This is a genomic window from Trichococcus shcherbakoviae (assembly GCF_963666195.1).
In the GTDB taxonomy this organism is placed as follows: Bacteria; Bacillota; Bacilli; order Lactobacillales; family Aerococcaceae; genus Trichococcus; species Trichococcus shcherbakoviae.
This window is the reverse complement of sequence record NZ_OY762653.1, coordinates 1,467,892-1,490,142: the sequence shown is the minus strand read 5'-3', so window position 1 is coordinate 1,490,142 and position 22,251 is coordinate 1,467,892. Positions and strand designations below refer to the sequence as shown.

General features: G+C 42.9%; 24 protein-coding genes. 17 read left to right on the top strand and 7 right to left on the bottom strand.

Annotated features, from left to right (window positions below; all coding sequences use genetic code 11):
• The first annotated feature begins 15 nt into the window (after positions 1–15).
• Positions 16–399 carry a DUF3139 domain-containing protein gene (locus tag ACKPBX_RS07140; RefSeq protein WP_086943032.1) on the top strand — a complete coding sequence of 128 codons (384 nt, stop codon included), beginning with the start codon at positions 16–18 and terminating at the stop codon, positions 397–399.
• A 787-nt stretch (positions 400–1,186) separates the two neighbouring features.
• Here the strand turns inward: ACKPBX_RS07140 and ACKPBX_RS07135 are convergent.
• The gene (locus tag ACKPBX_RS07135) at positions 1,187–1,627 is read right to left on the bottom strand and encodes a helix-turn-helix domain-containing protein (protein WP_319994991.1); all 441 of its coding nucleotides are present in this window, start codon (positions 1,625–1,627) and stop codon (positions 1,187–1,189) included.
• 202 nt (positions 1,628–1,829) lie between these two features.
• Here ACKPBX_RS07135 and ACKPBX_RS07130 point away from each other — a divergent pair, with 202 nt between their 5' ends.
• The 6 genes from ACKPBX_RS07130 (at position 1,830) to ACKPBX_RS07105 (ending at position 5,549) form a co-directional block, all read left to right on the top strand.
• A complete protein-coding gene (locus ACKPBX_RS07130) occupies positions 1,830–2,171 on the top strand; it encodes a hypothetical protein (RefSeq protein ID WP_319994990.1) in 342 nt (113 codons plus the stop codon).
• 21 nt (positions 2,172–2,192) lie between these two features.
• Complete coding sequence (locus ACKPBX_RS07125) at positions 2,193–2,396, top strand: hypothetical protein (protein WP_068562218.1); 204 nt, start codon at positions 2,193–2,195, stop codon at positions 2,394–2,396.
• Between the two features lie 30 nt (positions 2,397–2,426).
• The gene (locus tag ACKPBX_RS07120; RefSeq protein WP_319994989.1) at positions 2,427–2,819 is read left to right on the top strand and encodes a DUF3021 family protein; all 393 of its coding nucleotides are present in this window, start codon (positions 2,427–2,429) and stop codon (positions 2,817–2,819) included.
• A 38-nt stretch (positions 2,820–2,857) separates the two neighbouring features.
• Positions 2,858–3,241 carry a hypothetical protein gene (locus tag ACKPBX_RS07115; protein ID WP_319994988.1) on the top strand — a complete coding sequence of 128 codons (384 nt, stop codon included), beginning with the start codon at positions 2,858–2,860 and terminating at the stop codon, positions 3,239–3,241.
• A 95-nt stretch (positions 3,242–3,336) separates the two neighbouring features.
• Entirely contained in the window at positions 3,337–4,080 is a 744-nt protein-coding gene (map, locus tag ACKPBX_RS07110) for a type I methionyl aminopeptidase (RefSeq protein ID WP_288924602.1), read from the top strand.
• A gap of 83 nt (positions 4,081–4,163) precedes the next feature.
• Positions 4,164–5,549, top strand: coding sequence for a M24 family metallopeptidase (locus tag ACKPBX_RS07105; protein WP_407702592.1), 1,386 nt, complete (start codon positions 4,164–4,166; stop codon positions 5,547–5,549).
• Between the two features lie 224 nt (positions 5,550–5,773).
• Here the strand turns inward: ACKPBX_RS07105 and ACKPBX_RS07100 are convergent, their stop codons facing one another.
• A complete protein-coding gene (locus ACKPBX_RS07100) occupies positions 5,774–6,640 on the bottom strand; it encodes a DMT family transporter (protein ID WP_319994986.1) in 867 nt (288 codons plus the stop codon).
• A gap of 257 nt (positions 6,641–6,897) precedes the next feature.
• On the opposite strand from ACKPBX_RS07100, the gene msrA reads away from it, so the two are divergent.
• Both msrA and ACKPBX_RS07090 read left to right on the top strand, forming a co-directional pair.
• On the top strand, positions 6,898–7,446 hold the full coding sequence (gene msrA, locus ACKPBX_RS07095; RefSeq protein WP_086630001.1) for a peptide-methionine (S)-S-oxide reductase MsrA: 549 nt from the start codon (positions 6,898–6,900) through the stop codon (positions 7,444–7,446).
• On the top strand, positions 7,430–8,251 hold the full coding sequence (locus ACKPBX_RS07090; RefSeq protein WP_086630000.1) for a MetQ/NlpA family ABC transporter substrate-binding protein: 822 nt from the start codon (positions 7,430–7,432) through the stop codon (positions 8,249–8,251). The genes msrA and ACKPBX_RS07090 overlap by 17 nt, the downstream gene beginning before the upstream one ends.
• A gap of 186 nt (positions 8,252–8,437) precedes the next feature.
• On the opposite strand, the gene ACKPBX_RS07085 is transcribed toward ACKPBX_RS07090, so the two are convergent.
• Positions 8,438–8,728, bottom strand: coding sequence for a type II toxin-antitoxin system RelB/DinJ family antitoxin (locus ACKPBX_RS07085; protein WP_086629999.1), 291 nt, complete (start codon positions 8,726–8,728; stop codon positions 8,438–8,440).
• A gap of 330 nt (positions 8,729–9,058) precedes the next feature.
• Here ACKPBX_RS07085 and ACKPBX_RS07080 point away from each other — a divergent pair, with 330 nt between their 5' ends.
• The 5 genes from ACKPBX_RS07080 (at position 9,059) to ACKPBX_RS07060 (ending at position 15,847) form a co-directional block, all read left to right on the top strand.
• Entirely contained in the window at positions 9,059–9,904 is an 846-nt protein-coding gene (locus ACKPBX_RS07080; RefSeq protein ID WP_319994985.1) for an FTR1 family iron permease, read from the top strand.
• A 198-nt stretch (positions 9,905–10,102) separates the two neighbouring features.
• Positions 10,103–10,558 (top strand): CopY/TcrY family copper transport repressor, encoded by a 456-nt coding sequence (locus tag ACKPBX_RS07075; protein ID WP_086943879.1) that lies wholly within the window; start codon positions 10,103–10,105, stop codon positions 10,556–10,558.
• Positions 10,559–10,573: 15 nt separating this feature from the next.
• The gene (locus tag ACKPBX_RS07070) at positions 10,574–13,033 is read left to right on the top strand and encodes a heavy metal translocating P-type ATPase (RefSeq protein WP_068624655.1); all 2,460 of its coding nucleotides are present in this window, start codon (positions 10,574–10,576) and stop codon (positions 13,031–13,033) included.
• Positions 13,034–13,385: 352 nt separating this feature from the next.
• Positions 13,386–13,589 carry a heavy-metal-associated domain-containing protein gene (locus ACKPBX_RS07065; protein ID WP_068561777.1) on the top strand — a complete coding sequence of 68 codons (204 nt, stop codon included), beginning with the start codon at positions 13,386–13,388 and terminating at the stop codon, positions 13,587–13,589.
• A 191-nt stretch (positions 13,590–13,780) separates the two neighbouring features.
• Positions 13,781–15,847, top strand: coding sequence for a heavy metal translocating P-type ATPase (locus ACKPBX_RS07060; protein ID WP_319996416.1), 2,067 nt, complete (start codon positions 13,781–13,783; stop codon positions 15,845–15,847).
• Between the two features lie 174 nt (positions 15,848–16,021).
• Here the strand turns inward: ACKPBX_RS07060 and ACKPBX_RS07055 are convergent, their stop codons facing one another.
• Positions 16,022–16,660 carry a TIGR01906 family membrane protein gene (locus ACKPBX_RS07055; protein WP_319994984.1) on the bottom strand — a complete coding sequence of 213 codons (639 nt, stop codon included), beginning with the start codon at positions 16,658–16,660 and terminating at the stop codon, positions 16,022–16,024.
• 13 nt (positions 16,661–16,673) lie between these two features.
• Positions 16,674–16,883, bottom strand: coding sequence for an adhesion protein (locus tag ACKPBX_RS07050; RefSeq protein WP_068561776.1), 210 nt, complete (start codon positions 16,881–16,883; stop codon positions 16,674–16,676).
• Positions 16,884–17,143: 260 nt separating this feature from the next.
• On the opposite strand from ACKPBX_RS07050, the gene ACKPBX_RS07045 reads away from it, so the two are divergent.
• The 3 genes from ACKPBX_RS07045 (at position 17,144) to ACKPBX_RS07035 (ending at position 20,055) form a co-directional block, all read left to right on the top strand.
• On the top strand, positions 17,144–18,460 hold the full coding sequence (locus ACKPBX_RS07045; protein ID WP_319994983.1) for a M23 family metallopeptidase: 1,317 nt from the start codon (positions 17,144–17,146) through the stop codon (positions 18,458–18,460).
• A 43-nt stretch (positions 18,461–18,503) separates the two neighbouring features.
• Positions 18,504–19,346, top strand: coding sequence for a prolipoprotein diacylglyceryl transferase (gene lgt, locus ACKPBX_RS07040; RefSeq protein ID WP_319994982.1), 843 nt, complete (start codon positions 18,504–18,506; stop codon positions 19,344–19,346).
• A gap of 292 nt (positions 19,347–19,638) precedes the next feature.
• Positions 19,639–20,055: a NusG domain II-containing protein gene (locus ACKPBX_RS07035; protein WP_370684631.1), complete on the top strand. Its 417-nt coding sequence runs from the start codon at positions 19,639–19,641 to the stop codon at positions 20,053–20,055.
• Positions 20,056–20,126: 71 nt separating this feature from the next.
• Here ACKPBX_RS07035 and ACKPBX_RS07030 read toward each other — a convergent pair whose 3' ends face one another.
• Both ACKPBX_RS07030 and ACKPBX_RS07025 read right to left on the bottom strand, forming a co-directional pair.
• A complete protein-coding gene (locus ACKPBX_RS07030) occupies positions 20,127–21,524 on the bottom strand; it encodes a sensor histidine kinase (RefSeq protein ID WP_319994981.1) in 1,398 nt (465 codons plus the stop codon).
• Complete coding sequence (locus ACKPBX_RS07025) at positions 21,521–22,207, bottom strand: response regulator transcription factor (protein ID WP_319994980.1); 687 nt, start codon at positions 22,205–22,207, stop codon at positions 21,521–21,523. Before ACKPBX_RS07025 ends, ACKPBX_RS07030 begins: the two co-directional genes overlap by 4 nt.
• Between the last annotated feature and the right edge of the window lie 44 nt (positions 22,208–22,251).

Here is a 22,251-nt window from a genome sequence, read left to right as displayed (position 1 = left end):
CTGAATGAATACTGAATGCATCAGAGCAGCAACACCTATGCAAAGGAGCGGATTGACATCAAAAAGCTAAAAACTGGATGGATTGCACTCGGATTCCTGATTTTATTGATAACGGGATTCTATGTTTATGAATTTCCTTTGAAAAGCTATATCGCGCAACAAAATCTCTATGAGTTGCTGGAGGGAAAAGAAGGGATTGCGGAAGAAGATATTCAGATACAGAAAATTCGGAAAGATTACAAGAGTGCCCGAAGCGGCTATGTAATTTCCTTTACTGTTAAGGAGAGCCCCTTAGATTATTGTTATGACTATTCTTTTAAAGTTGATGATTGGATAATGGGATACGTTTCTGAAGGGACGATTTATTCGACTGATAAAATTATTTTCAGAGAGGAGTAAGGGCCATGATTGAAGTTTTCGATGCTGTGTGGACGTTAGTGAGCGCACTAGCTATTACCGCAATTCTAGGTTGGATCATCCGTTATTTCTTAAAAAAGAAATAGAGTATCATAAGCGGGTTCTTTCATCCAATAGGAACATACTGTTTGTCCCGAAAGAAGGTCAGAGCATGACTGCTCTGGCAGGAGAGATTCATGTAAAGGGATCTATGTAAAGTTATTGAGAGGTAATGTAAAGCATAAATTGCTTACCAAAACAGTATAATACAGCAAGTGCAACGTGGGAAATTCACTTGGGCTGTTAAAATCATTCGGGCGGGCTATGACAAGCTACCACTGTCAGTGAAGAAGTTCATTGCTGCATACATGGGGTTAGAAACGTTATTAAGTTTTATAGAGAACGCTACTGGAACCATTCAAGATGCAGTATATCAAGCATGCAGAGATGTGGGGATGAGCCACAGTGTGGCTAATATTGTAACTGCAGCTATTATGACTTTGGTATTCTAATTATCCGGTAAAAAGATTTACCATAAAAACTTCTACAAATTCAGATACGCCTCCGAATTTGTAGAAGTTTTTATTTTCCGTGTCGATTTTTTTTGTGGGAGGTAAGTAAAGGTTTAAGAATTAAAATGAATCCATATACCGTAAACCCAATCCATTCTACAAAAAATAAAATCAGGAAAATGGCGTTTCCGGTCTTAGCAAAAAGATAATAGAATAGTAAAATATTCAGAGCAATAACCGCGTAGACCCATCCGCTATCAATTCTATTTTTCATCGAGTTATTCATTCCCTCCTTTTTTGCTATTTCTCTTAACTATAAAGTAGCTTATCGGGATTACCGGACCCAAAGGTAGCAGCAAAATTCCCAAGCAGATGAGAGTTAAACAAAAAAGGAATTCGTCTTTCTTTTCATAGTCAAAAGCCCCCTTCTGGATATCTGAAATTGAGGTATCTATTTCCATAAGATGCTCATCATATTGCTGAACTCGATTTTGATTTCTCTCGATTTTTTGTCGCAGTTCCTCATTATCCTTGAGCAAGTCATCAATCGAAATACGATAAAGTTCAGATAAAGCAATTAAATTGTCTAAAGAGGGATAAGCCCGATCATTTTCCCAGCTTGATATGGATTGTCGGCTAACATGCAATTGCTCGGCAAGTTGCAATTGCGAAATACCGCGTTCTTGCCGCTGGATTTTTAAAATACTCCCTGTACTCATTGTAATCCCCTCTCGTTTCTTTTTATTGGTTCTTTGCCTATGTCCATAGTAATAAAGAAACCACTTAAATTGCTAGCAACTTCTGCTTTACATTGGAGAAATATTTTCCTTCTATATAAAAAATAAAATATTTGTTACAATAGTATCATAAAAAATGTTAATAAAAAAACGTATTTATACATAGCGAGAAAGAAGGTATATCATGATTACTAATAAATCCAATCTTTTCGCTTACGTATTCGCGTGCACTTCGCTAATTGGAGCAGTCCAATACCCAAACGTCCCTTTGTTCTGGTGGTTCGTGATCGGGCTTGGCAGTGCTTTATTGTTTGTCTACAGCAGAAAAGCGACTGAGAAAAAATTGGTTTCTCTGATTATAGATGTTTTCAACTTGGTCGTGCTGGCCATACTCGTTAATATCCTGCCTTCTCATATAGGCTTGCTCCTGAATGCAATAGTTCTGCTGGTCCTGTTTTTGCTGCTTTTTGCCAAAAGTAAGATTGAGAGCAGCATAGAAACACGGAATACTCAAAATCAAGGATGATACAAGAGGAGATGAACTATTATGTCAGCCACTAATCAACCCGCAGGCTTTTTGATTTATGGTATTTTTTTGCTGGTCATAGTCGGTCTGCTCTTTTTTCTTTATAAAAAAGTCAAAGCAACACAAAATGTGCAGCAAGCACGGCTGGTTTTGGTAGCTTTGATCGGAGCCATCATCATAACGACACTATTCTGGATCCCGATATTTTTCATAGTAGTGAATTGATTCAAGGGGTACTTGCGAAAGGGGATAAAAATGAAGCTTTTCTTAAAAGGATTGATCAGAGGAACTCTTCCCTTTGCTGTTATGCTGTCAATGTATGCATGGAATAATTTTCAGGGAAGAGCAGCCGATGCAAAGGTTTTTCTTTTTTATGGATTCATGGCCTTGTTCTTGGGACTGGCAAGCATCATATATGAGTTAAAACAGTGGAGCTTCCGCAAGCAGATTATGGTTCATTATTTGACGATGCTGGTTACGGTTTTTCCATTGCTGTTGCTGAGTGGGTATCATAAGACCAACTCTTTTGGAGCTATTTTTCATGTATTTCTACTGTTCAACAAGGTTGGTGTTATTCTTTTTGTAACCACTGCCCTTATTGCCAGAGTACGCAATAGCCTTATGAATTTGAAGCAAACGGATCTCTAAAACGGAAGCTTTGTATTTAAAAGAAAGCGGGTGCAGGAATGAGTACGCGAGACAATCAGAAAAAGTACGACGACAAAAGTAATGTGGACAGTTCCATCTATTCCAGAGTCAATATCGGTCAGGGTGCAAACAACAAGTTTGATGGCCCGAATCTCACGCACTCGGGAGGGAGCATGAACAATCCCGATGAGCACGTGCATCATAGGAGCAGCTCCTTGACTACGGGCCTCTACTACGTGGTCGGCAGTGTTATTTCCGCCGGGATAATATTCGCAGGTATGCAGATTTTTCACGATTATTTCTATGGCGAGGGACTCAATAAGTTAGTCCCTTCGCTACTGCTATTACTCGGCTCGTTGGCGATAGGATTTTTCTGCGCAAAATGGATTGTTAAAAAATTTGTGCCATTCAAAAAGAGATAGCTTTATTTGGTGTCGCTGAAGAAATATTTCTTCCGTTTGTGATAGAATCTAACTGGAAAGATAATCAAAAATGCTTTAAGAAGTGAGGATACAAAATGATTGCACAGACGGAAGAGGATTTTAACGGATTAAAAGAAATTGGCGGCATTTGCGGAGCGATCCGCGATGAAATGGTCCAAGCCACGAAACCTGGAATCACCACTAAAGAGCTTGATGATATCGCGAAGGAGCTTTTTGAAAAAGCAGGAGCGCAATCGGCACCAAAAGGGGAATACGATTTCCCTGGATATACGTGCATCAGCGTGAATGAAGAAGTGGCGCACGGGATTCCGAGCGATCGGATCATTGAAGAAGGGGACCTTGTGAATATCGATGTTTCAGGTTCCAAAAACGGCTATTTTGCGGATACCGGCATTTCCTTTGTAGTCGGTGAGGGGCATGTCATGCTGCAGAAAATCTGCGAAGTCGCCAAGGAAGCATTCGACGCGGGACTTGCGAAGGTAAAACCGGGCGCAAAAACAAGCAACTTAGGAAAAGCGGTGCATAACGTGGCGAAACGCCATGGCTTGACGGTCATCAAAAATCTGACCGGACACGGTGTCGGACGCGCAATCCACGAAGCACCGGATCATATCTTCAATTACTACTCGCGCTGGGATGACGAAATTCTGAAAGAGGGCATGGTCATCGCCTTCGAGCCTTTCATTTCCACATTCGAAGAGGAAGTTTTCCAAGTTGAAGATGACGACTGGACCTTCTTTACAGAAGAAAGCATGGTCGCCCAATACGAACATACGATCATTGTGACGAAGGAAGGCCCGATCGTTATCACGTTGTAAGGCAATCAAAACATAAGAGTGCGGAAGTTGATTTTAAAGTGACGTAAAAGCTATTATCAAAGACGAAAGAGGAGAATAGTATGCTGAACAAAAAAATTACATTAGAGAGTATACCCGAGCCGCAAGTGTTCGAGCATGTTGCCCCTACTTTTTTAAATGCTGAAACGATTGCTGAACGGAAACAAAAACTGTTGCAGAGAATGAGTGAGGAGAACTTTGAGGCTTTGGTCATTTACGCGGATAAAGAGCATGCAAGCAATTTTGAGTATTTAACCGGCTTTATTCCCCGTTTTGAAGAAGGTCTGCTAGTTGTCGAAAGGCCAGAGAAATTTACCTTGATTCTTGGCAACGAGAATTTAAAGCTATGTGCGCATGCACGTGTTTCGGCCGATTTGATCCATTACCCACAGTTCTCATTGCCTAACCAGCCGATGGAGAATGAAAAAACACTTGAATCCATATTCCTTGATTTGGGTATCGCCAAAAAGAAACGGGTCGGTGTTATCGGCTGGAAAATGTTTACGACGAAGCAAAGCGATCCGTCCACACTGTTTGATGTACCGTATTTTATTGTAGATGCCCTCAAAAATACAATCCCAACAGAGTGTGAGTTAGTTAATGGTGCGTATGTGATGATTGGGGATAACGGAGTCCGGACCACGAATAACGCCAACGAAATCGCGCATTACGAATATGGCGCTAACCTGTCTTCGCGCTGTATGTTACGTGCCATGAATGCTATTGAACCGGGCTGCAAAGAAACAGAAATCGGAAATTTGTTGAACGCCGATGGGCAGTACAATTCAGTCGTCACGATTGCGGCAGCAGGGCAGCGCTTTGAACTTGCCAATATATATCCCACTCACAAAGAAATTCAGTTGGGCGATCCTATGTCCCTGACCACCGGATTCAAAGGTGGTTTATCCAGTCGAACCGGGTTTGTGGTTGAGCAAGCAGAGCAACTTCCGGATACGCAAAGAGATTATTTGGAAGCCGTAGCAAAACCGTATTTTGCAGCTGTAGTCAGTTGGCTGGAAAACATAAAAGTTGGAATGGCCGGAAATGAATTGTACCAGCTTATTGAGGATGTATCCCCTAAAAGCAAATATCATTGGCATTTGAATCCAGGGCATCTGACAGCGGATGAAGAATGGATGTCCTCCCCAATCTATGCAGATTCTTCTGAGAAACTGAAAAGCGGCATGATTCTGCAGATCGATATCATCCCATCGGTACCTGGGTATACCGGAGTGAGTGCCGAAGAGTGCGTAGCTATAGCTGATGAAAACCTCCAGCATGAAATACAAAAATCTTATCCGGAATTATGGGAACGTATTTCTGTCAGAAGGGACTATTTAACAAATGTATTGAATATCAACCTAAGTGTGGATGTGTTGCCATTATCCAACACAGTCGCGTATTTACGCCCATTCTATTTAGCGAAGGAAAAAGCTTTTAAGATAGAATAACTAACTTCAAACACTAGCATTCTTTTTCCAAGGGATGTCAGCAGAAGCTAAGTTTGGATTCAAAAGTGAAGATAGCAAAAGCGCCTCTCGATACGAAAGTCCGTATCGGAAGGCGCTTTTCATATGCTTTAACAAAAATCCATTCAACGAATCAGTCGCCGAAATGATAGCGAATCTTTGCGAACATATCCTCTAAGATAACGTTGTTGTTGACGATGTGCCTATCACGTATTGGCTTTTTTGAACAGCAACAAGCCGGCAAAGATCATCAGGCCGCCCAACCATGTCGACAATGCAGGGATCTCTCCCATTATGAGGAAGCCCATCAAAGCGGCCAGCAATGGCGTAACAAACATGTAATTCGTTACCTCGCTTGTTTTTTGTGCGAGCATCAGCGCTTTTGCCCACAACATATACGCAAGTGCACTGGGGAATACACCCAGAAAAATCATCACTAGCAACTGCTGAAGTGGGGCATTGCCGAATTGGACCGCCGCATCCGGTAAGTACCACAGCAGAAACAGGGTTCCAGCCAAAACGCTGTAAGCTGTTGATTGTAAGGCAGAGTATTTTTTCAACAAGGAACGTTGCAGCAGATTATAGCCACTGATGCAGACGGCTGCGCCAAACATCCAGAAAATACCTGCGTTCACCGAAAGGATACCATTCCATAATGTCAAAATCAGTATTCCGATGAATTCAATGATGATTGCGACCCATCCCAGCGAGCAGATTCGTTCCTTGAATATCATCCAAGCAAACAGGGCCGTCAAGATAGGCGCGGAGGCGATGACAACACTGCCTGTTGCGGCCGTCAGCGATTTTGAAGCCTGGTTGAAGGTGATCATATAGAGCGAAAACCCTAAAGCACCGGCCAGCAGGAATTTAGGGATATCTTTTTTCTCCGGCAATCCAATTTTTTGGAAAACCCCGATTACAATGAATAATAGCGAAGCGATCACATAACGGAGAACGCCTATCGCTTCTGCCGTGTAGTAAGTCAGCGCGATTTTTGTGAAAACAAATGCCGATGCCCATAGCAGCACTGTAACAAAGGCATAGATTTGTGTCTGATTTTTTGTCTTTTGCATGTTTCCCTCGCTATCCTGAATCATCAATACGCTTCCGATGAAAGCGCATCGATTTTCATAACACTCATTTCTGGTATGTTTATAGGATAATTTAATTACAGGAAAAGTCAATGATTTTCAAAAATGGGTAATCCAGGGTGTTCGGATAAAGCGATCATTATTGATCGTTTTTGTTTCACTATCTAAAAGTAACTTCCTGTTATATAATGAAAAAACGTCATGAGTTGGCGAAGCGTCATTTGGGGGAGAATAAGAATATGTCTAAAGAAATTGCAACACTTGCCGGAGGTTGTTTCTGGTGTATGCTTGAACCGTTTGATGAACAATCTGGAATCGAGTCCGTCGTTTCCGGCTATACTGGCGGTTTCAAAGAAAATCCGACGTATGAGGAAGTGAAGGCAGGAGGAACCGGGCACACAGAGGCGATCCAGATCACTTTTGATAATAGTATGATTTCCTATGGGGAGTTGCTGGATATTTATTGGCAACAAACGGATCCGACAGATGCCATGGGACAGTTCATGGACCGCGGCTCGTCGTACCGTCCGGAAATCTTTTATCACTCGGAAACACAGAAAGAAATTGCGGAACGCTCAAAAGAGGAGCTGAAAGATAAGCTGGCAATCGCTACAACGATCGTCACGCAAATTTCACCTGCAAGCATCTTTTATCCTGCGGAAGAGTACCATCAGGATTTTTATAAAAAAGAGGGAAACCATGAGCGGATGATCCCTTTGGAAGAAGACAGGCAAAATCGCTTAAACGAAGTATGGGGAGAGGCGGACAAACATGAAAAAAATATTTAAAAGTTTAGTAACGGTTGGGGCAGCGGCATTGTTTCTCGCTGCGTGCGGCCAGGAAGCGGCTCAAGAAGATATCCGGACTGTGAAAATTGGCGTTGTCGGTGAACGGAATGAGGTGTGGGAACATGTTCAAGAACAACTTGAAGAAAACAACGAACCCGTAAGAATCGAGCTGGTAAAATTCACGGAATATGTGAAACCGATCCAAGCTTTGGAAGAGGGCGAAATTGATCTGCACGCGGCTTTGACTGAAATTTACATGGAACAAGTGAATGAAGATGCGGGATACAGCAACACGACAATCGCCTATACAACACTGAATCCGATGGGTCTTTTTTCCGAAAAACACACATCTGTAGATGAAATACCGGATGGTGGGGAAATCGCGATACCGGATGATGTTTCGAACGAATCCAGAGCGTTGCTGTTGTTGCAGGCTGCCGGACTGATTGAATTGGATGCAGAGAAGGGCTTATTACCTACTGTAAATGACATCACTTCAAATCCGAAAAACCTAAAATTTACTGTCCTGGCTGCCAATCAAACTGCTCGCGCTATGACCGACGTTGACGCCTCCGTAGTCAATAATGACATGGCTGCCGATGCAGGCTTAGTGCCTACTGAGGATGCTATTTTCCTTGAACCTGTGGCTGAATCATCCAAGCCATATTATAATGTGATTGCTTCCCGAGAAGATGAAACTGAAGATCCTGATTTCCAAATCATCGTCGATTATTATCAAACTCCTGAAGTCGAAAAAATCATAGATGAAGTTACCAACAAATCGTCCATACCCGTTTGGGAATAAACACAACATATCTCCAGAGCTAGCTGATCACGGCAAAAGCAAGGGTGTAAACCAGGGCTGACATTTTACCTTGATTCAACAGAGAATTAGAAAATTACACTACAAAGGCATGCAAGATGCAACATAAAGAAGATGATCTCGATAAGCAATCGGGGTCATCTTCTTTAATTTTTTCTGATGTAAAAGTTAAGCATGCATTTCCTCATCTGCTTCTCGTTTCATTCTTGAGAAGTAGCTGTTCAAATCTTCCTTATTCTCCAGATCTGATCTCTTTATCATTTCAGCAGTTTCTTCGAATGCTTCTTTTGTTTCTTCACTTGGTTGATAATCGAAGGCTTCAATTTCAAAGGGAAATTTACCTGTTTTGACAAATCTCGTAAGAAATATTTTTACAGCAACTGAAGTATTCATCCCAACTTCATCAAACATTTTGTCAGCGTCTTTTTTGAGTTCATCGTCAATTCTGATTGTAGCCATGGAAATTCGCCTCCTTTATTATGCAACCATTATAATACATATGTAAACAAATATATACATATGTTTACAATAGAGCCGTCGATACCAGAACATCCTCGCTTGAGTGAGGATTAGTGGATCTCGTGCTGAAACGTGTTCCGAGTAAAGTGGAGTCTTCCACCTAACCCCTGGATTCCTGACAACGCCTCGGATAGAACGATATCTTTTAAAATTAGAATTTTCTCATTGACAAGTTAAACCGATGCCCCCATAATGATGTGAATGAGAATCGTTCTCAATTACATCATGAAATAATACGGTCTGGACTAATACATTTAAAGGAGAATCACTATGGATACATTTCTGCCCGCGTTTATCATGGGTTGCAGGGAAGGCTTGGAAGCATTCCTTATCGTCAGCATCATTCTTCAGTATTTGAGGAAAAGCAAAAATGAGTCTTTGCGGAAATATGTTTACTATGGGACAATTGGTGGCATTGTTGCATCGCTTGGAATCGGGGGCATTCTTTACATCCTGTCCAAAGCGATCGACAAAATGGATCAAGTGGCAAAATTATGGGAGAGCGGAGCAAGTTTCGTTGCGTTGGCATTGGTGACTACGTTCATCTACTGGATGATTAAGCACGGCCGAAACATGGTCTCAACTGTGGAAAGCAGTGTCAGCCAAAATCTATCTGCCTTCGGGATTGCCAGCGTTGCTTTCATAATGGTCGCGCGTGAGGGCGTAGAGGTTGCGATCTTCACTTTTGCCGGACAGTACGCCATCGCTGCGCTGTTTACAGGTATCGCATCGGCTTTGGTTTTGGCAGTCCTGATCAATCATTCGCTGGTGAAAGTCAATTTAAGGATTCTGTTCAACATCACCTTGGCCTATCTCATCCTGCAAGCCGGCTTTTTGCTTGGTTACGGTATCCATGAAGGCTTATCCGCTCTTGGCTCCATGAACCTATTATCTAGCGAGAGCCCGCTATTTATTAAAGCCTTTGACCTATCGGAGACTATTTTTTACCATAAAGAAGGACTGCTTGGCTTGCCTCTGTATGTCCTGTTCGGATGGTATTCCAAACCGGAAATCCTTCAATTTATTATGCAATACCTCTACACGGGTTCGCTTTTCTACATTTGGCATAGGGAAATAAAAAAAGAAACGAGTAAATTAAATTCGCTCACGCAATAACATAAATCTCAGCGCAACTATCTATAGATAGGCAGCAAATTTAAAATAGGACAAGACTGAAATCGCACAATAATTTCAGTCTTGTCCTATTTTTTATGATTTTAAGAAAAAAATTTGACAAATAATGTTTACAAGTGTAAATTATAAGTATAGAAACGTTTACACTTGTAAACGAATAACAGGGAAGAAGGGGTAAAAATGAAGACAGGAACGTTAACTCCCCATATAACTGATGCCGAATGGGAAGTCATGCGTGTTGTTTGGGCAAACCATCATGTCACGAGTAAGGAAGTTATTTCGATCCTGGAAGATAAGATGAATTGGAAGGCAACCACCATAAAAACTCTGTTGGGTCGTTTGGTTGAAAAGGGCGCGTTATCCACTGAGCAAGAGGGGAAAAAGTTTATCTACACGGCACGTGTTGCAGAGGAAGATACTGTCCGAAACTATACAGGCGACATTTTCAACCGTATTTGCAACAAAGATATAGGACATGTGATTGGGGAAATAATAAAGGACAACATATTGAGCTTTAATGATATCCGCTACTTGGAAGAGATTTTGGAAAAGAAAAAAACTTCCGCTGTGGAAGAGGTTAGCTGCCGATGTCTACCTAGGCAATGTCAGTGCAACCTACACCAACATGGAAAATAGGGAGGAAAAGCAAAGATGGAGAATAAAGTATTCAGTATAGACGGCATGACCTGTGCATCCTGTGCACAAACTGTAGAGAAAGCTGCTCAGAAATTACCAGGAGTAAAGACTGCGAACGTTAATCTCGCAACCGAAAAAATGAATATCCAGTTTGACAGTTCAGCATTGACGGAAGCGGACATTCAAAAAGCAGTGGCAGATGCAGGATACACAGCCATTTCAAATACGGTTAAGAAAACATTCAATATTGAGGGTATGACATGTGCTTCATGCGCCCAGACTATTGAAAAGGCAACTCAGAAACTACGAGGAGTAAATCTTTCCTCCGTAAATCTGGCCACGGAGAAACTGGTAGTGGAGTATGATCCGGGTATGGTGAACCTTACCGATATCATAAAGGCGGTTATGGATTCAGGTTATGAGGCCCATGAAGAAGTAGCAACTGCTGATACGGTAGACCAGGATAAAGAAAAGAAACAGAAAGAAATCAAGAGTCTCTGGAACAGGTTTCTAATATCCGCGCTATTTACAGCCCCGTTACTCTATATCGCAATGGGGCATTTGGTAAATGCGCCCCTTCCTGATTTCATTAACCCGATGATGAACCCGGAAGCTTTTGCTATCGTTCAACTCGTTTTGACACTCCCTGTGGTTGCGGTAAACAGTAAAATATATCGCAATGGGTTCAAGGCATTGTCTAAAGGGCACCCTAATATGGATTCGCTGATTTCTCTAGGAACTAGTGCAGCTTTCCTTTACGGGGTATTTGCAACAGTGATGATTTTCCGTGGAGAAGTAGCCTATGCCAATGAACTGTACTATGAAACGGCAGCTGTTATTTTAGCTTTAATTGTCCTAGGGAAATATCTCGAGACCTTAACAAAAGGAAAAACTTCTGAAGCCATTAAAAAACTTATGGGATTGGCACCTAAAACCGCACTGGTGGTACGAAACGGAAAAGAGTCAGAGATTTCCATTGATGAAGTGGTGGTTGGCGACATTATCGTTGTGAGGCCAGGTGGGAAAATGCCGGTAGATGGCGTGGTTATCGAAGGATTGACGTCGGTAGATGAATCCATGCTCACAGGTGAAAGTATCCCCGTGGAAAAATCTGTGGGAGATGCTATTATTGGTGCGAGTATCAACAAAAATGGGACGATTCGGTACAAGGCGACAAAAGTGGGAAAAGACACTGCGCTGTCCCAAATTATCAAGCTAGTGGAAGATGCCCAAGGATCCAAAGCCCCTATTGCTAAGATGGCTGATATCATTTCCGGGTATTTTGTTCCGATTGTCATTGCGATTGCAATTCTTTCCGCGATAGCGTGGTACTTTGCTGGTCAAACAGGTGTATTCGCCTTGACTATAGCCATTTCGGTACTGGTGATTGCGTGCCCATGCGCGCTTGGTCTGGCTACTCCCACAGCGATTATGATCGGGACAGGAAAAGGTGCAGAGCATGGCGTGCTATTCAAGAGCGGAACAGCGTTGGAGACGACCCATAAGCTGAACACCATTGTGTTCGACAAAACGGGTACGATAACAGAAGGGAAGCCAAAAGTAACGGATATTATCACCGCTGAAGGGATTTCCGAAACGGAATTACTGACTCTTTCTGCTTCCGCCGAAAAAGGCTCGGAGCACCCACTTGGTGAGGCAATCGTGAATAGCGCAGAAGAGAAGGGCCTAGCATTCTTGAAAACAGAAACGTTTAATGCTATTCCAGGACATGGGATTGAAGTGACAATCAATGGCCAACACCTCTTGCTCGGAAACAAGAAGCTGATGGACGAAAGGCATATTGGTCTGGGAAATTTGGCATCTGCCTCCGATGCATTAGCAAGCCAAGGTAAGACGCCTATGTACATTGCAAAGGATGGTAAAATCGCTGGAATCATTGCGGTAGCGGATACTGTAAAAGAGAGCAGCTTACGTGCCATCAAGAAGCTGCATAAGATGGGAATCGAAGTAGCCATGATCACCGGAGACAACAAACGGACCGCTGAGGCCATCGCCAAGCAAGTGGGCATCGATCGGGTGTTGAGCGAAGTCTTACCAGAAGATAAAGCTAATGAAGTGAAGAAGTTGCAGGATGAAGGCAAAAAGGTAGGGATGGTTGGCGACGGAATCAATGACGCTCCAGCTCTTGCCCAGGCAGATGTAGGGATTGCAATCGGTTCGGGTACGGATGTAGCCATAGAATCAGCAGATGTCGTCTTAATGCGGAGTGATCTCATGGACGTACCTACTGCTGTTGAATTGAGTAAATCCACCATCCGAAATATTAAAGAAAACCTGTTTTGGGCATTCGCGTACAACATACTTGGTATCCCCTTTGCGATGGGTGTTGTTTATGCATTTGGCGGTCCTCTGCTCAGCCCGGTCATTGCAGCAGCAGCAATGAGTTTCAGTTCCATTTCTGTTTTGTTGAATGCATTACGTTTAAAAGGATTTCAACCTTCTGTTATGAAATAAAAACTGGGGATGGTAGAATGAGGATGGAGTTAACTATAAGTTTATCTTGTTTCAAATGCTTAAACATAATAGCGGAAAAGACAAAAAAATTCCCTGCAGTGGAGAGCGTGTCTATTGATGAAAGCAAGAAAATTGCACTCGTTCAAGGTAATAAAACGAAGCAAGATGAGTTTCTGGGAGCATTATCCGATATTCCCTATCTTTTAAGGGAGATCAATGAAGCGGAGAATTGCGACTGTTGCACACAACCCCATTTTAGTTTTCATTAATAGTTGACTGACGGTTGAAACATTTCTTTCAAAAAAGGATAAAGAGAAATTTAATAATAAAAAAAAGAAATGAGGAAAAATTTATGAAACAAGAAGTATTCGTAGAAGGCATGAAATGTGAAGGTTGCGCCAAGGGAGTAAAAGAAAAATTCGAATCCATAAAGGGAGTAGAATCAGTGTCTGTTGATTTGAAAGGCAAAAAAGCTACTATAAATACACGATCTGTTATTGATAAAGCAACATTTGTCGCAGTTTTAGAGGACACAAAGTATTCAGTAGTGGAGTAAGGTAGTTTAAAAATTTTGTAAGTTAGGTAATTTTTTGTATTCAGATTCTATTCGGGGAGCCTCAGTTTTTATCCTTCATGAAGAAACAGGGAGAACAGCTGAGGCTCATTCTTTAATCGAGGTAAGAGGAGGATAAGTTTATGAACAACAAGCAACAGAACGGTTCGAATAAACCAACGGACCACAGCAAGATGGATCACAGCAAGATGGACCATAGTCAGATGGATCACAGCAAGATGGATCACAGCAAGATGGATCACAGCAAGATGGATCATAGTGCGATGGATCACAGTGAAATGGATCATGGCGCAATGGGAGGGCATGCCCACCACCATCACGGTAGCTTTAAGGAGATTTTCTTGAAGTCACTCCCATTAGGAATTGCAATCTTACTCATTACTCCTTTGATGGATATTCAGTTGCCTTTCCAAATTATCTTTCCTTATGCAGACGTTGTAGCAGCTGTATTGGCAACAATTCTATACATTTATGGCGGAAAACCATTCTACATGGGTGCGAAAGATGAGTTTAATTCAAAAGCTCCAGGCATGATGTCCTTGATTACTTTGGGAATAACGGTTTCTTATGCCTATAGTGTTTACGCAGTGGCCGCTCGATATGTGACCGGAGAACATGTTATGGACTTCTTCTTTGAGTTTGCAACGTTACTTTTAATCATGTTATTAGGACACTGGATTGAAATGAAGGCATTGGGTGAAGCAGGGGATGCGCAAAAAGCTCTAGCAGAATTATTGCCAAAAGCCGCTCATGTTGTTTTAGAAGATGATTCGATTGAAACTCGTCCTGTGTCTGAACTTCAGGTTGGAGATGTTATCCGTGTTCAAGCAGGAGAAAATGTTCCAGCTGATGGTATCATTATTCGCGGAGAATCCCGTGTAAACGAGGCCCTCTTAACAGGTGAATCTAAGCCAATCGAAAAGAATGTTAAAGATCAAGTCATTGGTGGATCAACAAACGGTAGTGGTGTCCTATATGTAGAAGTAACAGAAACAGGGGATAAGTCCTTTATCTCACAAGTACAATCATTAATTAGCCAAGCACAAAGCCAACCTTCTCGAGCAGAGAATGTGGCTCACAAAGTAGCTGGCTTGTTGTTCTACATTGCGGTTGTAGTAGCTTTAATCGCCCTACTAATCTGGACGATCATTGCGGATCTGCCTACAGCCGTTATCTTTACTGTGACTACGTTAGTTATTGCCTGCCCACATGCTTTGGGTCTTGCTATTCCCTTGGTAGTATCACGTAGTACTAGTTTGGGTGCAAGCCGAGGATTACTGGTTAAAAATAGAGAAGCTTTGGAATTAACTACTAAAGCGGATGTTATGGTATTGGATAAAACAGGTACTTTAACAACTGGTGAATTTAAAGTGTTGGACGTCACTGTTTTGAGTGATAAATATTCTGAAGAAGAAATTACAGGCTTGTTGGCGGGTATAGAGGCGGGCTCCAGTCACCCGATTGCCCAATCGATTGTGAACCACGCTGAAGCGAAAGGCATTAAGTCAGTTTCCTTTGACTCCATTGAAATCGTTTCGGGAGCAGGAATAGAAGGGGAGGCGAACGGCCACCACTATCAATTAATCAGCCAAAAGGCATACGGAAAAGCATTGCGTATGGATATTCCGAAAGGCGCTACTTTAAGTATCCTTGTAGAAAATAATGAAGCAATCGGCGCTGTCGCATTGGGAGATGAACTGAAAGAAACCAGCAGAAACTTGATCGAGGTGCTGAAAAAATACGGAATTGAACCACTCATGGCTACTGGTGATAACGAGGAAGCTGCACAAGGAGTTGCAGAAGTTCTAGGTATTCAATACCAAGCCAATCAATCTCCGGAAGATAAGTACAAGCTGGTCGAGTCCATGAAAAACCAAAACAAGACGGTTATCATGGTGGGAGACGGGGTCAATGACGCACCTTCCCTTGCCTTGGCAGACGTAGGTATTGCAATCGGAGCTGGAACGCAAGTAGCTTTGGATTCTGCGGATATTATCCTTACTCAGTCTGATCCAGGGGATATTGAATCCTTTATCGAGTTAGCAAACAAGACGACACGTAAAATGAAACAAAACTTGGTATGGGGAGCAGGCTACAATTTTATCGCGATTCCAATTGCTGCTGGCCTCCTTGCTCCTATCGGCATTACCTTGGGTCCGGCCTTCGGCGCCGTCCTCATGTCCTTATCGACCGTTATTGTTGCGATCAATGCCATGCTTTTGAAATTAGACCCTAAATAAAACGAAGCAGGAACGAAAAAAGCACTGGCTGGTTTGACCCCCTTCCAGAATCGGGTCAGACCAGCCAGTATGCTGTATAAGGAAAATCATAGATCGATAAATTTTCGATAAAAACAGGGCTCCCATGCTTTCGATGGAGAGCCCTGCTTTTCTTATGAACCATAACCTTTTTAATCAACGGCTTGGGGCAGAGATTCGATATTTAGTAGTGAAGTACCCAATTACAAGCAGGACTTCGATTAATCCGAAGGCCAGGAGGAAGCTATGCATAAAGAACTCCGCCGGCAGTGCTAAGATGATGGGATCAGTTGCGGGATTAAATAGCCAAGCATCATTGTTAAAGAATACCTGATGGAATAGCACAAACAGCACATCAAAGTTGATCAATAGAGCCAAAACAACGCCCAGCGGAAGCAAGATTCCCCACTGGAAGTATCGAAGAAGCCGCCAGTATTGAGCCTCTCTGTTTAGATACTGCATAAACCAGAAGGAGCCTATCCCTGAAGTAATCAGAATCAGGTAGTCCAGCATAAACAACTTCTTCACTTCAGTGAAGTGGAATAACCCGCTAACTGAGCTAGGGAAATCCGGCATATCCAGTTTCGCTATCCATGGGGTATTCAGGTAATCTAGCAGAATACGATAGTTCATTAAGATTTGCTCTTTCGGCATGTCTACATATTCCGATATATTCAAGTAACCAATGTCAAACGAGTAGAGGAAGGTAAAGTTGATGGTTGCTGCCACCGAAAGGGATAAGATGAAAAAGGTAATGAAAATAAACCCTGAAATTTGAATGATTTTCTGCTTCAATGTGGAATTGCCCTCACAATTCATTTTGATTTATTTTTGATTTTACTACGTTCAATTCCTCTTTTAACCGTTTGTTTTCAATTTCCAACTTTTTCTTGTCTTCCGATTCGGGATCCGCGTGACCATGTCCTTTATGATTATGTCCGCCATGCATACCTGGCATAACAAACATCATGAGTATGTGCCCTGCCACCATCAAAACAATAAATAAGATTGATTCCATGTTCAACTCTCCTTTTATTTTTTCGCCAATGCTACAACTAACACGTTAGTAAAGAAATGGACGATAGATTAAAAAATTACGAAGAACCCAATTCCATCAGTGAAGCGAATAAGATTCAGAATAACTTTCTAAGACAAGAATAGAGTAAAACTATGTGGGTTTTATGGAGATTAACAACTCCATAAAACCTACATAATTCCTTGGTACAGTAAAATAAGCAAAAGAAAGGGGCAAATTTTGCCGACATTTAAGGAGGATACATGAATAGAAAGCAGATGTTCAGGATTTTAGGAATTCCCACGCTTTTAAGTTTACTGGTGGTACCTTTGGATGTGAAAGCTGATACGCTGGAAGAGCTCAATCAACAAAAAACGGAATTGGAAAGCAGAATCCAAGAATTGGATGAGAATTCTTCAGGGCAACAAGAGCTATTGGACACATTGGAGGCAAAGAAAGAGCAACTTGGGGTTGGAACAATCACCCTGCAAAAGGAAATCGACAAGCTCACCCTACAATTAGTTGAACAGCAGGGGAAATTGCAAAGTTCTGAGGAAAAAATAAAGGAATTAAGTAAAGCAGCCGAAATGCTGGAAGAACGGATTGAATTAAGAGGGGAAAAGCTTAAAGTGCAAGCCAGAGCCGTCCAAACAGATACAAATCCACGTACTCTCCTGGAAGCAGTTATCAACTCGGAGAACCTTGCAGAAATGATAGGGAACATAGGCTTAGTAACTTACATTATGAACATCAACAAGGAAATACTCGTCCAGCAGAAAAATGACAAAATGGATCTGGTGGAGAAAAAGCAGGCAGCTGAGGACGAGCAGGAAAACCTCGAAATACTGAGTGCGGAAATCCAAGTAGCCAAAACCAATTTGGTGACACAGAAAGCAGGGCTGGAGAATCAAATCGAGCAGCTAGCCCAAGAGTATGATCTTACGGTGGAACAAAAAGAAGCGATTGCTCAGGAGCAACAGAATCTTGCCGGAACGGTGAGCACCCTCTCCGATCAACTGAAGGAGGAGCAACGCCGGATCGCTGATGAAGAAGTAGTACGACAACAGGCTGCACAAGAGGTCGCGGTTGCAATGGCGGGTGAGATTGTTCCTGAAAGCTTCTTCGAAGAAAGCAAGGTAGTGGAGTATGCCTCTGCGGGGGAAACCCTGCCTGAAGCGAAGAGCGTTACCGCGTCTGGTTTCATTCGCCCGAGTAATGGGATTGTAACAGATCCTTTTGGATACAGAATCCATCCTCTTACAGGGGAGTGGAAATTGCATGCGGGCATGGATTTTGCCGGATCGGGACCGATTGTGGCAGCCCAGGGGGGAACCGTTCTAGTGGCCGGATACCATAATTCATGGGGCTACTACGTGAAAATCGACCATGGAAACGGACTCCAAACTTTATACGCTCACATGGAAGCGGGCAGCCTTCGGGTTGCTCCCGGACAAAAAGTATCCCAAGGACAACAATTGGGGATAATGGGAACAACGGGGGATTCAACAGGTGTCCACCTGCATTTCGAGGTTTATGAGAATGGGGTTCAGGTTGACCCAGAACCTTACTTGGGATTGTAAAAGCACTATAAAATAAACGTTTTTTTCTTATAAGGAGGAAAGTATGGAAACAATAGTAGGAACAATTGATCGCGTAGCTTTCTCATTTGGCCCATTCACCGTCTACTGGTATGGGATTATCATTGGGGCTGCTATGCTATTGGCAATCTCCTTGGCGTCCAAGGAGGGCACGAAAAGAGGCTTAGGAGAAGATACCGTTACAGATATGACAATGTGGGCGATTCCCATTGGGCTGATTGGAGCCAGAATCTACTACATTCTCTTCGAATGGCAGTACTATCTGCAAAATCCGGGCGAAATCGTCCAAATCTGGAATGGTGGAATTGCCATTTATGGGGGGTTGATTGCAGGGGGATTCACTGTCTATTGGTACACCAAGAAAAAGAGGATTCCCGTTGCCTTGATGTTGGATGTGCTGGCTCCCTATGTCCTTTTGGCCCAATCCATCGGTCGATGGGGCAACTTCACTAACCAGGAAGCACATGGTGGAGAAGTGACTCGAACATTTCTGGAGAACTTGTACCTTCCGAAGTTTGTCATTGATCAGATGCAAATTAACGGTGTGTACTACCAGCCCACCTTCCTCTACGAGTCATTATGGAGTCTCCTCGGATTTGGCGTAATCATTGCCTTGCGAAACCGCAAGGGTTTGTTGCGGCAAGGCGAAGTGGCCCTCAGCTATATCATCTGGTATTCAGCGGGCAGATTCTTCATAGAGGGCCTGCGCACGGATAGTTTGTGGATTGGTGATTTCTTGCGGGTGTCACAGGGATTGTCCTTGCTCTTGTTTGTGGGTGCGATTGGTATTTGGATTTACCGGAGAAGGGATTATCCGCCCAAAACCTACTATCTAGAAGGATGGAACCTCAAAGGAGAAAGAGATTGAAGTAAAGACGGATAACAGGAAAGAGTGTGAGTGGCATGTCGAGTTATTGGAATCTACTGAATCATGACGGATTGGGACCTTTGAGATTGATTGGGTTGCTTTGGATTGTAGTGCTGTTTATGGTGGCGTACCTCCTTATCAAGATTCTTTCCGATCGAACAGATAGTCGAATTGCGAATGAGACCTCTTTGGAACAGATTCAAAAAGAATTTGCCAGAGATAATATTACGGAAGCAGAGTACTTGAAGAGAAAAAAACAGTTAGAGTAAACGAGAGAAAAAGGGGGAGAATCATGATTAAAAAGTATCGTAGAATGGTGAAACCTTTTGATATCATTATTGTCTCTTTTCTGTTTGTTCTATCTTTTTTACCGACAATGATCTTCGCCGTTGAAACTGCGCACATAGAAAAGAGCAAGCTGTATGCAGTTATCTCGTTCAACGGCGAGGAAGTGGACCGCTTCCTCCTGACCGGAAATGAGAAACAGCGGCTTATCACCTACTATCCTGCTCCCGGGAAGTATAATATTATCGAAATTGATGGGGAGCGGATTCGTGACAAATCGGATAACAGCCCCCAGCAAATCGCCGTGAGGACAGGGTGGATCCAATCACTTGGACAAACTAGTCTAAACTTACCCCACCGCATGCTAATTGAGATTGTATCCGATAATCCGACAGAGGCGGAGATTGATGTCCTTGCACGATAAGAGAATAGACCACTGAAAAAAGTACTCCAACCCTATTTAATTAGTTGGAGTACTTTTTTATAAACCCTATTTTATTTTGCCTTGGGAAGATTGATTGTAAATGTTGTGCCTTTCCCATAAATACTATCTACGGAAATAGTCCCTTGATGCGCATTCACAATGCCCTTTACAATGGAAAGGCCTATTCCTTGCCCCCCTAGTTTACTGTTTCGGGAGGGCTCCGCCATATAGAACCGTTCAAATATTTGGCCCACCTCTTCCGGAGGGATACCTTGTCCGTTGTCGATTATCCGAAAGGAAGTGGTGCCTTTACTTTGCGAAACGTAAAGGTCGATTCTTCCTCCCGAAGGGGTAAACTTAATGGCATTTGCCAACAGATTAGTTAAGACCTGATGGATTTTGTCCCGATCCGCAGAAATAAATACGCGATCACCACTAACGGAGCAGTTGAGTTTATTTTCAACCAGCATGGGTTGGAAATTATCCACGATTTGTTGGGCTAATTCCGTAAGATCAAAGGTGGTTTTCTGTAGCTGAGACTCCTGACTTTCGAGTTCGTTGATCCGATCGATTTCTCCAATCAGACGCGTAATTCGGCTTACCTCTTCGTAACAACGATAGAGCCGCTCTTCAGATATTTCCCAAACACCATCTATCATGGCTTCAATATTCCCTTTCAAGGTCGTCAAAGGCGTTCTGATTTCATGAGCAATATCGGAGGACAAACGGTTTCGGATCTTCTGTTGGTGTTGAAGTTGCAAGGAAAGATCATTCACTGATACCAGCAGGTCATCAATCTCCCGGATTCCTGTTTCTTCCAGAGAAAGACTGCTGTAACGCCCTTTGGCAATTTCCTTGGTGAAATCATTGATTGTGACGATAGGAGAACTAAGCTTTTTGGCCACCAGTAGCGCAAAGAAGAGGGGAATGAGGAGCGAGATAAGAGCTACCAGAACCACGGTACTCTTCATACCGGAAATGAAGAGAGCATCATGTTGTGTATAAGCGTGGGGGCTCACTGATTGGACTTCCAGCGTTCCAATTTCTTCGGCACCATCATAGAGGGTAACGCGGGTTTGTAGGTAGTCGCTCTCTATATCCCATACCGTTTTCTCCATATGCAGGAGATGGTCTTGCATCTGGGTATTCGCCTCTTCTTCCTCAGAAGGGGACGGCTGCCATAAAAGTTGCCCATCCTCGTCGTATATCTTCACAATCACTGCCTGTTGGAGAGCATTTCGCCCAACACGCTCAATTGCTTGCGAATTTTCTTCCCAGGTACCGTTTTGTTGATAGAGATTCTCTAAATCAGTGCTGTATTCTTCCAACTCTGACTCCTGTCTCTCCCTGACATAGTCAGAAAAGTGGCTCTCTAGTAAGTTCAGGGTTATCCAGCTGAAGGCTCCTACCAGAATAAAAGAAAGCGAAACGAAGGAAAGGAGAAGTTGCCACTTTATTGTTCGCTTCATTTTTGACCACCAAATCGGTATCCCTCTCCATAGATTGTCAGGATATAGTAGGGGGTTCGCGTATCATCATCTTCTATCTTTTGTCGCAGGTTCTTAATATGGACATCAATGACTCGATCTGTTCCGTCAAAATCTAATCCTTTTACGACCTGCAAGAGCTGTTGCCTAGGGAAAATCTGCTGAGGATGTGACGCCAGAAGAGTCAGCAACTTGTACTCAGTTGGCGTTAGTCCCACTTCTACGCCCTTTTTGAATACTTGCTTGTTATCGGGATAGATTTCCAATAAACCACCTTCGAAGGACCATTTCACCTCTTGGGGTTCCGGATGTGAGCGTCGCAGTACAGTCTGTACTCGGGCCACCAGTTCTTTGGGGCTGAAGGGTTTCGTCATATAATGGTCCGCGCCGATTTGCAGTCCGCTCAGGATATCCTGTTCCGTTGTTCTCGCCGTCAGCATAATCACGGGCACGCTGGAGGATTTTCTTATTCTTCGGCAGACCTCAAGACCGGAGATATCCGGCAGCATGAGGTCCAGGACGATGAGATCCGGCCGGATGGTTTCGGCTTTCCGCAAGGCTTCTTCTCCGTCCATGGCTCTGAATACTTGGTAGTTTTTAGCAACCAAGTACGCCTCTACAATCTCCAAAATGTTTTCCTCGTCATCTACAATCAAAATTTTCATATGTTTTCCCTCCATCATTCACACGATTGATTCTGTACTACTAA